The sequence below is a fragment of the Mycobacterium sp. genome, assembly GCF_035653355.1.
Taxonomy (GTDB): Bacteria; Actinomycetota; Actinomycetes; order Mycobacteriales; family Mycobacteriaceae; genus Mycobacterium.
Map to the genome: position 1 here is coordinate 1 of NZ_DASRBZ010000533.1, position 15489 is coordinate 15489.

Here is a 15489-nt window from a genome sequence, read left to right on the forward strand (position 1 = left end):
GGCGAGTGCGGCGGTCGCGCTCTCCTCGTCGACGCCGGCCACGTCGCGGACGATCCGCACTGCGCGGCGGCGCAGCTTCGCGCTGCTCGGGCGCACGTCGACCATCCGTGGTCCGTAGGCCTTGCCCAGCGCGATCATCACGCTCGTCGAGAGCGCGTTGAGCACAACTTTCTGGGCGGTCCCCGCGGTCAGCCGCGTGGAGCCGGCGAGCACCTCAGGCCCGGTCAGCAGCTCGATCACCACGTCCGCCGACGCTTCGCTGCGCGGGTTGTTGACGACCGCGACGGTCAGCGCGCCCGCCGCGCGCGCGTGCTCGAGGGCCCCGAGCACATACGGCGTGCGGCCCGACGCCGTGATCCCGACGAGCGCGTCGGCGGCGGTCACGTCGGCGAGATCGCCGGGGTCGAACGTGTCCTCGGCGCCCTCGATCGCCTGGGTCAGGGCCGCCGGCCCGCCGGCGATCACTCCGCGCACGAGGTCGGTGCCGAACGTCGGCTTGCACTCAGTCGCATCGAGCACGCCGAGCCGCCCGGACGTCCCGGCGCCGACGTAGATCAGGCGGCCGCCGCGCTCAAGCCGCGCGGCGATCGCCTCGGCCGCCGCCGCGATCTGCGGAACTGCCGCGGCCACTGCGCCGTGCGCCTCCCCTTCGGCGGCGACGAGCAGCGCGACGACCTCGCCGATAGGCCGCGCGTCGAGGTCGTCGAGATCTGGCCGCACGGCCTCGGTGGCAAGGGCGTCCAGCCCACGCGGGGCGGCGTCTGCCTGCACCCGGATTACATGCGGCTCGTGGATTGCCCCTAGCCGCAGCGCGCCGTCGAGCGCGTCGCCGGCGGCCGGGATGAGGTCGAGCCGCTCGCGCAGCGCCTCAACCCCCGCCAGGCCACCGACCATCGCCACCGGGCCATCCCCGGCCGCGCGGGCGGTCGCGGCGAGCGCATCCGCGGCGGCGCCGACGATGGCCCGCGCGATGGCATCGCCCTCCGCGGCGAGCACGTCGGGTGCGAAGGACGACAAGCCGGCGACGTCGGTGAGCTGCGCGGGCCATGTCTCCGGCGCGCCGAAGCGGGCGCGGGCGGCATCGAGCAGCGTGGTGGCCGGGCCCCGGCCGTCGTGGGCGCGCAGCGCCGCGCGCAGCCCGGCGGCACCGATCCACGCGCCGCCGCCCTCGTCGCCCAGCCAGGGGCCCCAGCCGTCGGCGGTTCGCAGCGCGCCGTCCGCGCCGATCGCGAGCGCCACGACGCCGGTGCCTGCGATCAGCACGACACCCGGCTTCCCGTCCAGCGCGCCCGCGTGCGCGATGACCGCGTCGCTGGTCACCGCGACGCGCTCCGCCCCCAGCGAGGTGAGCAGCGCATCGGCCAGTGCGCGCGCCGCGTCCGGCGCCGCCAGCGCCCCGGCGGCACCCACGATCACCTCGTCGATCTCTTCGGCGGGGCCGAGCCGCTGCGCGACGGCCAGGATCGCCACCTCTGCCGCCCGCACCCCACCGGGCGCCGCGAGCCCCGGCGCGCCCGGCCCCCCGGCCCTCCGGCCGCCTGCCGCGGCCCGGCAGGACGTCTTGCCGAGGTCGACGGCCAGGATCACCGCACCCATCCTTTCATGAGGACGGCAATTGAACGTTCGGCTAGCTGGCGGTGGTTTTCGCGCTGAGGTATGTGACGATTCCCTGGGTGACTGCGGTGGCGTATTTTGCTCGCCCGTCGGCGCTTTCCATCTGAGCAGCTTCGTCGCTGTTCTTCATGTTGCCCAGCTCGACGAGTATCGCCGGGTACTGGGCCAGGTTTAAGCCGGCGAGATCTGCCCGGCTGTATAGCCCGTTGGACCCGATGTAGGTGGACGGGTGCATCCCCGACGCGACAAGGGAATCGCGCATGGTGGCCGCCAACTGCACGGCCGGGCCGGACTGGGCGTCGTTCAATGGCGGACTTGAGTAGCAGACGTGAAATCCCCGACCAGTCGCCGGTCCACTGTCGGCGTGGATGCTGATGATTGCGTCGGGGTGCATAGCGTTGGCCATTGCGGCCCGTTCATCGATGCAGGGCCCAACAGAATTGTCGTTGTCGCGGGACAACTGTGTGCGTACGCCGATCTCGTTGAGCGAGTTGCGAATTCGCGCGACAACGTCCCAGTTGAAGGCATGTTCCGGATAACCGTCGTTGGTTTCAGTGCCCATCGTGTTGCAGTCTTTTGTGCCTCCGCGGCCGTTGGGGACTTGGCGGGTCAGGGAGGCGTCGGCCACACCGTTGTGACCCGGATCGAGGAAAACGGCCATCCCGGCGACATTCGCCGCCAAGGCATTCGGGGCATCCAGCCGGGTCGTCAATGCGCCAAGGCTCAAGAACACCGAGGCCGCACCGGCATATCTGAGCACGCCACGCCTCAGCACAGCTCGCGGCTTGCCGCACCCACACCGAGGAGCAGCATCACGCACGGCGGGATAGTAACAAAGCAGTGCATATGCCCACTGAAGCTTTTGGGAGGCGCCGGAGTGGTGCCGACGCCGGGACCCTCTGCGTGCAGCGGCCGCCGTCGACACGACGGCGCACACACGCCGCCCATCTGCCAGCGGATCGCCATCTCGGTGGGTCAAGATAGCGGTAGTGGTTGGGAAGGCAGTCGGATCCGGCAACCGAAGGATGCGCGCGGCGACATGCACGCGCTCTCGGCTGACGCGCGATCGCGCGCATCGATCCCGCGTGAAGGGTTGCGGCACGACGCTGCTCGTCGTCGCGATAACGATGACGCTGGTCGCCTGCTCACAGCCGGCCAAGTCCTCGACCGCATCAACCTCCACCGCCACTCCCTCCCCGGCGGCGGCCACGTTTCCGCCCGCGCAGCGGCGGCTGGCATCGGACCCCGTGCAACTTGCCGGCGATCTTGTTGCCGACGAGCAGGCGCTGCGGGATCCGTCGTCGTCGGAGGCCGTGCTACGGGGGGCGGCGCACCGCCAGCAGGCGGCCTACCGCGTCCTTGGACGGCACCCCGAGTGGGACCCGATCACGCGTCCGCGAATCCCGCCCTCGCTTCGGGAAATGTATGACCGCAATGTCGACGCGCGTCGGCAGCTCACCGTGATGAGCGAGGGCCAAGAAAAAGACACGCTGCCCGCATGGCGGATCGTCCCGCCGACGCCGGCCGGCGAGCTGCTCGGTTACTACCGCAAGGCGGAATCGGCATCCGGCGTCGGCTGGACCTACCTGGCGGCGATCAATCTGATCGAGACCGGCCTGGGCCGCATCGTCGGCGCAAGTGACGCCGGCGCACAAGGCCCCATGCAGTTCCTACCCTCCACCTTTGCCGCCTATGGCGACGGCGGCGACATCTTCTCGCCTCACGACAGCATCTTGGCCGCCGGCCGCTACCTCGCCGCTAATGGCTTCGCCGACAACCGCGATTACGCGCTGTACAGGTACAACAACTCGAGCCAATACGTGCATGCGGTCAACGACTACGCAGCCGTGCTCGCAGCCGATCCCGCTGCGTTTGTCGGGTACTACCGGTGGGACGTCGATTACAACACGACTGCCGGTGACGTGGTTTTGCCCATTGGCTACTCCGCGACCTCACCGATTCCCGTCGCGGACTACCTGGCGACACACCGACAGTAAGCCGTCGCGGCGCAGCCTGAGCATCGTCGGATCCGTGTTCAAGACCGCACCCTGGGTGCCGATCACGCGCCAACCGGACGTGCGGCGAAGCCTCATGTTGCAGAAGGCGTACGCCGAAGGGCTGCGCACTGTATATGTACGTCCTCCCGGCAATCTCCGCGATCCGCGCCGTCGTCGAAAACGTCGATACTGACCTGATGGAGGTTGCCGACGACGCCTTCTGAGGCGCTACCGGGCAAGGGGAAGATGAATCACGCTAGAAGCGTCGGCGGACGGGATCGCAAGATTTCCTCGGCTTCACCACAGATCATTCGGATGACCTCGGCCGCCGGCCGGATGGCGGTTACGAAGCCCGCACCCTCGCCGTAAAGGATCTGGTCCGTCTCCGGATCGGGCGGCTCGGCAAAAAACATGTTGCCGCCGGCAAACTCGTCTCGACGTTCGTGGAGTTCGGCCTCCCGGCCCGCCCACTCGTCGGTGAAGCGGTTAGAACGGACGCGCTCGCCGACAGAGCCTGGCCACTGAAAGCCGCTCACGATGTCGTAGGCGTGGGTGAAGACCGTGTCCGTGCCGTCTGACTCAACGATCAGCCGCTTGTGGAGGTCATGCACCTCGACGGCCTCCGGGGTCGCCAGGAACGCGGTACCCACTAGGGCGCCGTCTGCGCCGGCGGTCAATACGGCCGCAAGTGTGCGCCCGTCGGCTATGCCGCCCGCCGCGAGCACCGGAATGTTGGGGAACCGGGTGACTACCGCGGAGAGAAATGGAAGCAGACTCATGGTCCCGGTGTGGCCCCCGGCGGCAATACCCTGCGCGATGAGGATGTCGGTGCCGGCCTCGACGGCGAGGTCGGCGTCGGCGAGCGTCTGCACTTGGCAGATCACCGTGGCACCCGCCGTCTTGGCCTGCTCAAGCCAGAGTGTCGGGTCGCCGAACGAAAACATGACGGCGGGCACCTGCTCGGCCAGTGTCGCCTCGAACAGCGGAAGCACCATAGGGATAGCCTGCGTAATGAAGCCGACGGCGAACGGGCGGTCCGTCGCCGCCCTGATCGACGACACCTCAGCCGAGATCCACTGCGGCCCCTTCGTCGGAACCACACCACCGAACGACCCCAGCGCCCCACCCGACGACACTGCCGCCGCCACTGTGGCCCCCGTGTGGAACGCCATTGGGGCCAACATCATCGGCGCACGCAGGTCGAAGATCTCAGTGAAGCGCGTGCGCAACATGGCCGCAGATTACTACCGACCCGGCAAAGTTCGTTGAGTTTAGTAGAGCGCTACCAAGCGTAGAGCTTGCCGCGAAGGCGCTGTTCTGATAGCCGTCAGGGCCGCGCCTCGAAGATGAGGTTGAATGGTGTCTGCGTCGCTCGCCGGAACCGCGTGAAACCGCCCTCGTCGACCATCACTTTCCTCAATCGCAGCTCCCCGGCCTGCGCCCCGAGCGCAGGGCCACGCTGCGCCAGCGAGACCGGAACACAAATCAGCGATGATGCCCCGTAGTAGAGCCGGCCCACTGGATTCAAGTTCTCTGCGATGCTGTCGCCGGCGAATGGTTCGACAAGCAGGCAGTGGCCATCGGGTTTTAGGGCAGCTCGCGCATGGCGAGCCGCGCCGGACGGGTCAGCCATATCGTGCAAGCAGTCGAAGAATCCAATGAGGTCATAGTCATCGCCGCGGTAGGAGGTGGCGTCGGCCAGCTCGAAAGTCGCGTTGTGGACACCGGCTTTGGCCGCCCGCTCGCGCGCGGTTTCGATCGACGCGCCGTGGTAGTCGATGCCGACGAACTGTGAATTCGGAAAGGCCTGCGCCATAAGGATCGTGCTTGCGCCGTGCCCACAGCCGACGTCGGCCGCCCGGCCGCCGGCGGTAAGCTTCTCGATGACGCCGTCAAGCGCGGGCAGCCACGACGAAACCAAATTCGCGTTGTAGCCGCCGCGAAAGAACCGCTCCGTGCCGTAGAACAGGCACCGATGATGTTCGCCCCATTCCATGCCGTTGCCGCTGCGAAAATTCTCGACCGCACGCTCACGCACGTAAAACAGGTCTTGGATGATCTGGTAGGCACCGGGCAGATCGACGGGACCGTTCGGGTTGGCGAGGCAAAGCTCCTGTTCCTCGGTCAAGTAATAGGTGTCGCTGGCCGCGTCGTATTCGACATAGCCGCCCGCGGCCTGATTGCCCAGCCACTCGCGGATGTAACGCGCGTTCGTCCCGGTCTTCCGCGCCAGCTCCTCAGCCGACAACCGGTGCCCAGCCAGCGCCCGATAAAGACCGAGCTCGTCGCCGATCAACATCAGCACCGCGCTCACCGACGCACCGAGATCCCCGACCGCCTTGCCGAGAAATGCGTTGAGTTTGTCGTCGCTAACGCTCACCGCAAGCTCCTTTGCTTACTGCCGTCTCAAAGCTAAAGCCCAACCAGGCGTGCGGAGCCCGATTTCATCAAAGACCCGTGCGAGTGGCGGCGACGGTCAAAACCGGCAAGAGCGCACCGCATGCCGCGTGGCGCCGGCCGTCGGACGCCCACAGGGTCGTGGGGTCGGCTTTCGCAGACGGTGACTGCCCTCAAAACAGTTGGCCCGCGGCCAGATAGGCCCCTGACCTGGTGGCAGGTCCAGGATTCGAACCTGGGTAGGCATACGCCGACGGATTTACAGTCCGCTCCCATTGGCCGCTCGGGCAACCTGCCGTATGTGTTACGTCTAGCAGAGTACAACGGGGAGGTAATCCGGACGCAAACCGATCGGAAGGGGACGAATCCAATGGCGGATTCATCGTTCGACGTGGTCAGCAAGGTTGATCGCCAGGAGGTCGACAACGCTCTCAACCAGGCCGCCAAGGAGCTGGCCACCCGGTTCGACTTCCGCGGCACCGACACCAAGATCGCGTGGAAGGGCGACGACACCATCGAGCTGACCAGTTCGACCGAGGAGCGCGTCAAGGCAGCGGTCGACGTCTTCAAGGAGAAGCTGATCCGCCGCGACATCTCCATGAAGGCGTTCGAGGCGGGCGAACCGCAGGCCTCCGGCAAGGCCTACAAGGTGACCGGCACCATCAAACAGGGCATCTCCAGTGAGAACGCCAAGAAGATCACCAAGCTGATCCGCGACGAGGGACCCAAGAACGTCAAGACCCAGATCCAGGGCGACGAGGTGCGCGTCTCCAGCAAAAAGAAGGACGACCTGCAGGCCGTCATCGCCATGCTCAAGCAGGCTGACTTGGACGTCGCGCTGCAGTTCGTCAACTACCGCTAGCGCCGCCCGGCGACCGATGCAGAGCGCGTAGCGCGATGAGGAGGAGCCGGGCAATGCAGCCCTGGCCCAATCAACCGGTGGGTGCCTAGTCTGATGGGCATGACTTCCCTGGACGCCCACGCCGCCGATGCGCCCGAGGACTTCGACGTCGTGATCATCGGCGCCGGGATCTCGGGGCTGGGCGCCGCCTACCGCATTACTGAGCGCAACCCAGGCATCCGCTACGTCATCCTGGAGCGGCGCGAGCAGATCGGTGGCACCTGGGACCTGTTCCGCTACCCCGGTGTGCGCTCGGACAGCAGCATCTTCACGCTGTCCTTCCCCTATGAGCCGTGGACCCGCAAAGAAGGCGTGGCCGACGGGGTGCACATACGGGAATACCTGATCGCGACCGCGCACAAGTATGGCATCGACCGCCATATCCGGTTCAACAGCCGTGTGCGCGCGGCAAGTTGGGACTCTGACACGGACACGTGGACCGTCACCGCCGAGCAGGACGGCGCCTTAAAGGCTTACCGCGCGCGGTTCGTGTTCTTCGGGTCCGGCTACTACAACTACGACGAGGGCTACACTCCGGACTTTCCCGGCATCGAGCAGTTCGGCGGCACCGTCGTGCACCCGCAGCATTGGCCCGAGGACCTCGACTACACCGGCAAGAAGATGGTGGTGATCGGCAGCGGGGCGACGGCGATCTCGCTGATCCCGTCGCTGACTGAGAAGGCGTCGAAAGTCACCATGCTGCAGCGCTCGCCCACCTACATGTTCTCGGCGTCGAGGTACAGCCCCTTCTCCGATGCGCTGCGAAAGGTGTTGCCGCGCAAGGTGGCCCACCAGATCATCCGGATGCGCAACGCGCTGCTGGAAGGGGCGATTTGGTTCTTGTCGCGCAAGACACCAAATTTCATGAAGTGGTGGATCCGCCAGATCGCGATCCGTCACCTACCGGACGGCTACGACGTCGACACCCATTTCAAACCGCGGTACAACCCGTGGGACCAGCGGCTGTGCCTGATCCCGGACGCCGACCTGTACGTTGCGATCAGCGAAGGCCGCGCCGAGGTGGTCACCGACCACATCGATCACTTCGACGCCAGCGGCATCGCGTTGAAATCCGGTGCGCACCTGGACGCCGACATCATCGTGACCGCGACCGGGCTGCAGTTGCAGGCGCTCGGCGGGGCGACTGTGTCTTTGGACGGGGTGGAGATCAAGCCGCAGGACCGCTTCGTCTACAAGGCGCACATGCTCGAAGACGTGCCCAACCTGTTCTGGTGCGTCGGCTACACCAACGCCTCCTGGACGCTGCGTGCGGATATGACCGCCCGCGCGACCGCGAAGTTGTTGGCGTACATGCGGTCTCGCGGCTACACGCATGCCTACCCGCACCGCGGCGACGAGCCGATGCCGGAGAAGCCGTCGTGGGACATCCAGGCCGGCTATGTGCTTCGCTCGCTGCACGCGCTGCCCAAGTCCGGCACCAAGCGGCCGTGGAATGTGCGGCAGAACTACTTCGCCGACGCCCTCGACTACCGGTTCGACCGGATCGATGAATCCATGGTCTTCGGGCGTGCGGGCGAACGGGCGTCGCTGGCCGGGTAGGCGCTTCGGCGGCCCACCAGGTACCAGGTATGCATCACACCCTTGCCCTTGACGTCGACATCGCCTCGCTCCTCAAAGAGAAAGTCGTCCTTGAGCCGTTCGTAGACGTCATCCGGTACCTGGATGCGGCCTTCGCTGTCGGTCGATTGCATGCGTGACGCGACGTTGACCGCGTCTCCCCACACGTCGTAGAAGAATCGTCGCGCGCCCACCACGCCGGCCACGACCGGGCCCGCGGCCACCCCGATCCGCAGCGGAACCGGGCGCCCTTGCGGATCGCGGAGGTCCGCCACCGCGTCGGCGATATCGAGCGCGAGGTTCGCCAGCGCCTCGAGGTGGTCCGGCCGGGATGTGGGCACGCCGCTGACCACCATGTAGGAGTCCCCGCTGGTCTTGATCTTCTCCAAGCCGTGCCGCTCGACCAGCCGGTCCAAATGCGTGTAGAGCTGGTTCAGGAACTGGACCAGCTCCGCCGGATTGGTGCCGCTGGCCCATTGGGTGAACCCGGCGACGTCGGCGAACAGAATCGAAGCGTCGTCGTATTTGTCGGCGATGATCCCGGCTTCAGGACTCTTCAACTGCTTCGCGATGGTGGCGGGCAGGATATTGGCCAGCAACGACTCGGATCTCTGGTACTCCAGCTCAATGACTTCTTCGGCGCGGGTGATCTCACGTAGCGCGTACCAGACTGTCGCGACCACCATCGCGCAAGCCGCGACCGATGCGAACGCAAAGTTCACCGTGACAGCCCAGTGCGGGCGAATGCCGGTGTCGTAGGGAACAAGGACCAAGAGAGTGACCGCGAGCGCAGCGCCGATGGCTGCGACGACCGATGCGAGCACGATGTGTTCATCGCCGAGCAGCAACACCACAAGGGGCGCCGTCACCAGGAAGTAGAACTGCAGCCCCGAGCCGGTGCCTACTGACCAGCAGATCATAAAGATGGTCAGGTAGACACACGCGAAGAAGGTCACCGGTGCAGCGAATTCACCGAATCGGTGGAGCATGGGAACCAGCGCGAAGATTACCGCCGGGAGCAGGTAGCTGATGGCGACACGCTGGAACCCTTGTCCGGTGACTAGCCCAAAACCGAGTCCGAAGCCTGCGGTGAGGACCGCCGCCAACAATGTCGCGAAGTTGAGGACCCGAAACCGGCGCTCAACCCTTTGGCTGTAATGCTGGTCGCGTACCGGCAGGGTCGGGCTCCACAGCAGTCCCGCGATGCGTTTGGACCGGCGAAGCGGCCCGCCTGGTCGCATCGCGGGCGCGCTTTTGGCTTTGCCCGCCATCCTCACAGCTTACTTATTGACAGATCGTCAGCAGTCCAAATCCTCGGTGGCGGAGAACTTTCGCTGCCGAATCGGCGTGCCTCCAGCGACGCCGTCCCAACCGCTGTTCGCTAACTGCCAGTAAAGGTCCGTTGTCGGCAATACGCTGATCGCCATGGCACCTGCTATGCGCGAACCGAAAGTCGTCGTCTTGGGGGGTGGTTCCTGGGGAACCACCGTCGCGTCCATCTGCGCGCGTCGGAGCCCGACGCTGCAGTGGGTGCGCTCGAAGGAAGTCGCCGAGGACATCAACGACAACCATCGCAACACCCGCTATCTGGGTGACGAAGTCGTGCTCAGCGAGACGCTGCGTGCCACCACCGACTTCTCCGAGGCCGCCAACAGCGCCGACGTCGTCGTCATGGGCGTGCCGTCACACGGCTTTCGCGACGTGCTCACCGAGCTGGCCGCAGAGCTGCGCCCGTGGGTGCCCGTGGTCTCGTTGGTCAAAGGTCTCGAGCAGGGCACCAATATGCGGATGTCGCAAATCGTCGATGAAGTGCTGCCCGGGCATCCGGCCGGCATCTTGGCCGGCCCGAACATCGCCCGCGAAGTTGCCGAGGGCTATGCGGCCGCCGCCGTGTTGGCGATGCCCGACTACCACCTGTCCGCCCGGCTCGCAGAACTCTTCCGCACCAAGCGTTTCCGCGTGTACACCCTGGACGACGTGCTCGGCGTCGAGATGTGCGGCGCGTTGAAGAACGTCTACGCGATCGCCGTCGGCATGGGCTATGCGCAGGGTATCGGCGAGAACACCCGGGCCGCGGTGATGGCCCGCGCCGTGCGGGAGATGTCCAAGCTCGGCGAGGCCATGGGCGGCCAACGCGACACCTTTGCCGGGCTGGCCGGCATGGGCGACCTGATCGTCACCTGCACCAGCCAGCGCAGCCGCAACCGCCACGTCGGCGAGCAACTCGGTGCCGGCAAACCGATCGACGAGATCATCGACTCGATGAACCAGGTCGCCGAGGGCGTCAAAGCCGCCAGCGTGATCATGGAGTTCGCCGACAAGTACGGATTGAACATGCCGATTGCCCGCGAGGTCGACGCGGTGATCAACCACGGCTCGACCCCCGAACAGGCCTACCGGGGCTTGATCGCGGAACCTCCGGGACACGAGGTGCACGGCGCCGGGTTTTAACAAGTCGACTTGTTTGTATGCATTTTCTATGTGTAGGGCCGGTGCGGTTGCTGCGCCAATGAGTCGATAAATAGCCTGTTTCAATGTAATTGAGCGTCGACTCTGTGTGGTTGAGCTCACAGTATCTGGAATAGGCTGTGCACGAAGGCTTTAACTTTGTCGCAACTTTAAGGTACTGCGAGGTTAACTGGGAGTTGTTACGCTCCGTGCTGACCGTGTTGTTATGGGTTGGGGAGTCGGATGATCGCCGTAGTCGTTGCCGCGATCGAGGCACGATGACTTTCCACGGCCCACACGAGCCGTCATGGAAGCGGTCGGCCAGCGCCCTCGTCATTGCGGTATGCGTGCTGGTTGCGGCCATCGGATATGGGCTCGCGCGCGCCGACCGAGCTGCGGCTGCCGCACCACAGGCCGTTTCCGCCGGCGTCGCCAACGTCGACGATGAACGTCCTGACCATATCGAACAGGCTGATTCGCCAGTACCTCACAGCCTGTTCCACATCGCGGTACTGCATCGCAGTCGACCCACGGCGGGGTCGCCGTCGACCCAATTGACTTGGGTGTCACCACTGCTGGGATCCTTGTCCACGGTTTGCGTGCGACCTGGCGTGGCCGGATCATGTACGCCCGTCACGTCCCTGGCCGGCCGAGAACGCTTGTCGCAGCTCTGCGTCGCCCGGCGCTGATCAATCACAGCCAAGCCGTTGTGCCACTACTGCGGCCTCCGCGTGCTCGCGTGATTACTGCGGCACCTGCGGTATGACGCAGCGACTTCGGCAATCAATCTGAATCAGCCTGCGATATAACGCTGCGCGCCTCACCGTGTGTAGCCGTGCTATCGGCGCGCACGAGCCCAAGTCTTTCGAGGAGAAATTCAATGTTCGTTGCCACATTCAACGGCAATTGCCCACTACAGCAAGCAATTCGCGCGGCATCCCGGGCGCCTGAAGGCGGGCTGTAGCGATGGATTTTGGTGCGTTACCACCGGAAATCAATTCCGCACGCATGTATTCCGGTCCGGGCTCGGGACCGATGCTGTCGGCTGCGGCGGCATGGGACGGGTTGGCCGCGACTCTGCATACGACAGCCTCCGCCTACCAGTCAGTGATCTCGGATCTGACCAGCGGATCATGGCGGGGGCCGGCGGCAATATCGATGGCAGCCGCGGCCGAGACCTATATTTCATGGTTAACAACGACTGCCGCCCACGCCGAACACACAGCCAACCAGGCCCGCGCGGCGGCGGCCGCCTATGAGACGGCGCACGCGATGACGGTGCCGCCACTGGTGGTCGCAGCGAACCGCTCGCTGCTGGCGTTGCTGGTCGCGACGAACGTATTGGGCCAAAACGCCCCGGCAATTGCTGCCACCGAAGCCCACTACGGCGAGATGTGGGCCCAAGACGCAGCAGCGATGTATGGCTACGCCAGCGCCTCGGCGGCCGCATCGACGCTGACACCGTTTGCCTCGCCTCCGGTCACTACCGACTCAGCGGGTCTGGCCAGGCAAGGGATCGCGGCCGCCCAAGCCGCCGGCGCTGCAGGCGCGGCTCATACGCGCGACGCACTGTCAACCAGCTCTGGGCTGATTTCCACAGCGCCGCAAGCGCTTCGGGAACTGGCTTCCCCCACGCCCGGGTCGTCGTTTCTGTCGACCTTGAACCAATTGAACGACCACGCCACCGCTCTTAGCGGACATGCGCGCACGACGTTTTCAGCATTGAGTTTCGTTACCGGCGCGGCGAACCTCGCCAAGACCGCGAACGTCGCTGGCACCGCGGCTGGTGCAGGCGTTGCGGCGGCGGGATTTAGTGCAGGCTCGGCGGGCTCGGTGGGCTCGGTGGGCTCGGCGGCCCTAGGTGCCACCAGCGGCGGAGCGGCGTCAGCGGCTATGGGCCGGTCGTTTTCCGTCGGGGCGATGTCCGTGCCGCAGGGCTGGGCAGCGGCGGCACCGGTCGTGGAGCCGGTCAGCGCGGCGTTGCCCGTCACCGGTTCGAATACCGCGCCGGTACACGGAATAGCAGGCGTGCCCGCTGTTCCGGTCGCGAGTATGGCGGCTCGCAGCGCTGGCCGTCTTGCCGATGCTTCGCGGTTCTTATTGCGCCCCAACATGGTTCCACGCTGGCCAGCAGGCGGATGACACACAAACGTCATCACACGAAGAAAGGGATAGCCCAATTTATGACTGAGCGCACCGCTTCGGGGATAGGACAAGTCGATTCGATCGACATGACCGACGCCCCCCAAACGAACGACCGGCCTCGCCGAGTCCGGCCCAGACGCCGGCGCAAGGCTTGGGCACGTCGATTTCGTCTACGTCGCGACGTTGATGCCGGCAAATCCAGGGCAGCGCTGCGCGAAATCTTCGACAGCGAGGCACGATTGTCCTGGGTGCTTGCGTGGCTGGCGGGCGTTGTCGGCGCGGTCGCGTTCACACACTCCGCCGGCTACTTCGTGACTACCGCCACCGGCAACACGCAACGGGCAGTGGCGGGTTTGTTCATCGATGATCCCTGGCTGTCGATCTCGGCCACACTGCTGGTGGCATGCTTTCTGAGCGGCGTGATCGTCGGGTCCTTGGGCCGCCGCTACATCTGGCGAGCGCATCCGCATGGACCCACTCTGCTCACCACTCTTTGTCTTTCCATCGCCACTATCGGCGATGTCATGCTGCAGGGCTGGTCGAAGGGTCCTGTCGCCTTCCTACCAATCTTGATCATTGCCTTCGGTATTGGTGCTTTGAACACCACGTTCGTCAAGAACGGCGAAGTGTCAGTAGCGCTGAGCTACGTGACCGGGACGATTGTGAAGCTAGGTCAGGGAATCGAACGCCACATCAGCGGCGGATCAGCTGCCGACTGGCTGGGACACTTCCTGCTCTTTGCCAGCTTCGTCGCCGGCGGACTGACCGGCGGGTGCATTTGCTCGGCCGTCAGTGGTTCGCAGCTGCTGGCAGCAGCCGCCGTCGTCTGTGCGGTGACGACCGGATACACCTACTTTTACTCCGACCGCCGTGGTGTGATGAAGTAGCTTCATTTGAAACTGCTGTCATGGACCGTGGTGGTCCCCCTGCTCGCGCTCGTCGCGCTCGCACTGACTTGGGGCCGCGAGATCGGTTTAATTCCAGCGGTCCTCGAAGGTGTGCTGCTAGCGGGTGCGGTGCTGGCCGCGGTGCACCATGCCGAGGTCGTCGCGCACCGAGTCGGCGAACCATTCGGATCCCTGGTCCTGGCAGTCGCAGTGACCACCATCGAGGTGGCGCTGATCGTCACGCTCATGGCCTCTGGCGGTGACAAGTCGGCGACGCTGGCGCGCGACACGGTGTTCGCTGCGGTGATGATCACCACGAACGGCATCGCCGGCTTGTCCCTGTTGATCGGTTCACTGCGTGATGGCGTGACGCATTTCAACGCCAACGGCAGCGGCGCGGCGCTGGCCACAATCACCACGCTGGCCAGCCTGAGTCTGGTGCTGCCGACCTTCACCACCAGCCACCAAGGCCCCGAATTCTCGCCGGGCCAGCTCACGTTCGCCGCGATCGCCTCGCTGGGCCTTTACCTCTTATTCGTCTTCACCCAAACCGTCCGCCACCGCGACTTCTTTCTACCGGTGACACGAACTGGCGCGGTCAAGGATGACGACGAGCATGCGGCGCCCCCGAGCACACGCTCGGCGCTGACGAGCCTTGGACTGCTGCTTGTCGCGCTGGTCGCGGTCGTCGGCCTGTCGAAAGTGGAATCGCCCGTGATCGAGCGTGCGGTGACGGCGGTCGGTTTCCCGCAATCGTTCGTCGGTGTGGTGATCGCCACGCTGGTGTTGCTCCCCGAGACGCTCGCGGCAGTGCGTGCGGCGCGGCGTGGTCGCATCCAAATCAGCTTGAATCTGGCCTACGGGTCTGCCATAGCAAGCATCGGGCTCACCATTCCGGCGATTGCGCTGGCCTCGATTTGGCTAAGCGGCCCGCTCTTGCTGGGTCTCGGCCCCACTCAGTTGGTGCTGCTCGCCCTGACCGTGGTCGTCAGTGTTTTGACGGTGGTGCCTGGCCGCGCCACCCGGCTCCAGGGCGAAGTGCATGTGGTGCTGCTGGCCGCATACATGTTTCTTGCCGTCGTTCCGTAGTCACGCAGGCCGCAGCCGCAGGGGCCGCTAGGGCTCCGTCTTGCTCAGTGACCGCTAGGCCACGCTCAGCCCCGCGCCATGTCCTCGAGCCGGCGAATACGGTCCGCGATCGGCGGGTGGGTCGAAAACAGCGACCCGATCCGCTCACCGTTGCGGAACGGGTTGGCGATCATCAGGTGCGCCTGGCTGGCCAGCTGCGGCTCCGGCGGCAACGGGGCCGCCTCCACACCGCCGGCGATCTTGCGCAGCGCCGACGCCAGCGCCAGCGGGTCACCGGTCAGCACCGCGCCCGACTCGTCGGCCTGATACTCCCGCGATCGCGACACCGCCAACCGCACCACCGTCGCCGCGATCGGCCCGAGTAGCGAAACCAGCAGCAGTGCAAAGGGATTCGGGCCGTCTTCTCGGTTGCCGCCGCCGAACATGCCAGCGA

At 65.6% G+C, this 15489-nt stretch carries 13 protein-coding genes, 1 tRNA gene and 1 pseudogene; 8 read left to right on the forward strand and 7 right to left on the reverse strand.

The window, feature by feature from the left end:
* Positions 1-1587: N-acetylmuramic acid 6-phosphate etherase (locus tag VFA16_RS18255; RefSeq protein ID WP_324969169.1), on the reverse strand; the 1587-nt coding region annotated here is incomplete at its 3' end.
* Between the two features lie 40 nt (positions 1588-1627).
* Positions 1628-2389: an Rv3717 family N-acetylmuramoyl-L-alanine amidase gene (locus VFA16_RS18260; RefSeq protein WP_414687756.1), complete on the reverse strand. Its 762-nt coding sequence runs from the start codon at positions 2387-2389 to the stop codon at positions 1628-1630.
* A gap of 352 nt (positions 2390-2741) precedes the next feature.
* Here VFA16_RS18260 and VFA16_RS18265 point away from each other — a divergent pair, with 352 nt between their 5' ends.
* Both VFA16_RS18265 and VFA16_RS18270 read left to right on the forward strand, forming a co-directional pair.
* The gene (locus VFA16_RS18265; protein ID WP_324969181.1) at positions 2742-3611 is read left to right on the forward strand and encodes a lytic transglycosylase domain-containing protein; all 870 of its coding nucleotides are present in this window, start codon (positions 2742-2744) and stop codon (positions 3609-3611) included.
* Positions 3612-3651: 40 nt separating this feature from the next.
* Positions 3652-3750, forward strand: a pseudogene (locus VFA16_RS18270) (hypothetical protein); the annotation flags it as partial.
* 112 nt (positions 3751-3862) lie between these two features.
* Here VFA16_RS18270 and VFA16_RS18275 read toward each other — a convergent pair.
* The 3 genes from VFA16_RS18275 to VFA16_RS18285 all read right to left on the reverse strand — a co-directional run bounded on the left by VFA16_RS18275 (position 3863) and on the right by VFA16_RS18285 (position 6305).
* On the reverse strand, positions 3863-4843 hold the full coding sequence (locus VFA16_RS18275) for a nitronate monooxygenase (protein WP_324969171.1): 981 nt from the start codon (positions 4841-4843) through the stop codon (positions 3863-3865).
* 95 nt (positions 4844-4938) lie between these two features.
* Positions 4939-5991 carry a class I SAM-dependent methyltransferase gene (locus VFA16_RS18280; protein ID WP_324969172.1) on the reverse strand — a complete coding sequence of 351 codons (1053 nt, stop codon included), beginning with the start codon at positions 5989-5991 and terminating at the stop codon, positions 4939-4941.
* A 228-nt stretch (positions 5992-6219) separates the two neighbouring features.
* Positions 6220-6305 (reverse strand) — tRNA-Tyr (locus VFA16_RS18285).
* Positions 6306-6378: 73 nt separating this feature from the next.
* Here VFA16_RS18285 and VFA16_RS18290 point away from each other — a divergent pair.
* A complete protein-coding gene (locus VFA16_RS18290) occupies positions 6379-6870 on the forward strand; it encodes a YajQ family cyclic di-GMP-binding protein (protein WP_324969173.1) in 492 nt (163 codons plus the stop codon).
* Positions 6871-6969: 99 nt separating this feature from the next.
* Complete coding sequence (locus tag VFA16_RS18295; RefSeq protein ID WP_324969174.1) at positions 6970-8469, forward strand: NAD(P)/FAD-dependent oxidoreductase; 1500 nt, start codon at positions 6970-6972, stop codon at positions 8467-8469.
* Here VFA16_RS18295 and VFA16_RS18300 read toward each other — a convergent pair.
* Complete coding sequence (locus VFA16_RS18300) at positions 8397-9758, reverse strand: adenylate/guanylate cyclase domain-containing protein (protein ID WP_324969175.1); 1362 nt, start codon at positions 9756-9758, stop codon at positions 8397-8399. The genes VFA16_RS18295 and VFA16_RS18300 overlap by 73 nt on opposite strands.
* A 154-nt stretch (positions 9759-9912) precedes the next feature.
* Here VFA16_RS18300 and VFA16_RS18305 point away from each other — a divergent pair, with 154 nt between their 5' ends.
* The 4 genes from VFA16_RS18305 to VFA16_RS18320 all read left to right on the forward strand — a co-directional run bounded on the left by VFA16_RS18305 (position 9913) and on the right by VFA16_RS18320 (position 15056).
* Positions 9913-10938 carry an NAD(P)H-dependent glycerol-3-phosphate dehydrogenase gene (locus tag VFA16_RS18305; protein WP_324969176.1) on the forward strand — a complete coding sequence of 342 codons (1026 nt, stop codon included), beginning with the start codon at positions 9913-9915 and terminating at the stop codon, positions 10936-10938.
* 963 nt (positions 10939-11901) lie between these two features.
* Positions 11902-13077, forward strand: coding sequence for a PPE family protein (locus tag VFA16_RS18310; protein WP_324969177.1), 1176 nt, complete (start codon positions 11902-11904; stop codon positions 13075-13077).
* 41 nt (positions 13078-13118) lie between these two features.
* Positions 13119-13967, forward strand: coding sequence for a YoaK family protein (locus VFA16_RS18315; RefSeq protein ID WP_324969178.1), 849 nt, complete (start codon positions 13119-13121; stop codon positions 13965-13967).
* A 6-nt stretch (positions 13968-13973) separates the two neighbouring features.
* Positions 13974-15056 carry an ionic transporter y4hA gene (locus tag VFA16_RS18320; protein ID WP_324969179.1) on the forward strand — a complete coding sequence of 361 codons (1083 nt, stop codon included), beginning with the start codon at positions 13974-13976 and terminating at the stop codon, positions 15054-15056.
* 65 nt (positions 15057-15121) lie between these two features.
* On the opposite strand, the gene VFA16_RS18325 is transcribed toward VFA16_RS18320, so the two are convergent.
* Positions 15122-15489, reverse strand: a 368-nt coding sequence (locus tag VFA16_RS18325; protein WP_324969180.1) for a M48 family metalloprotease, incomplete at its 5' end; no start/stop codon positions are given.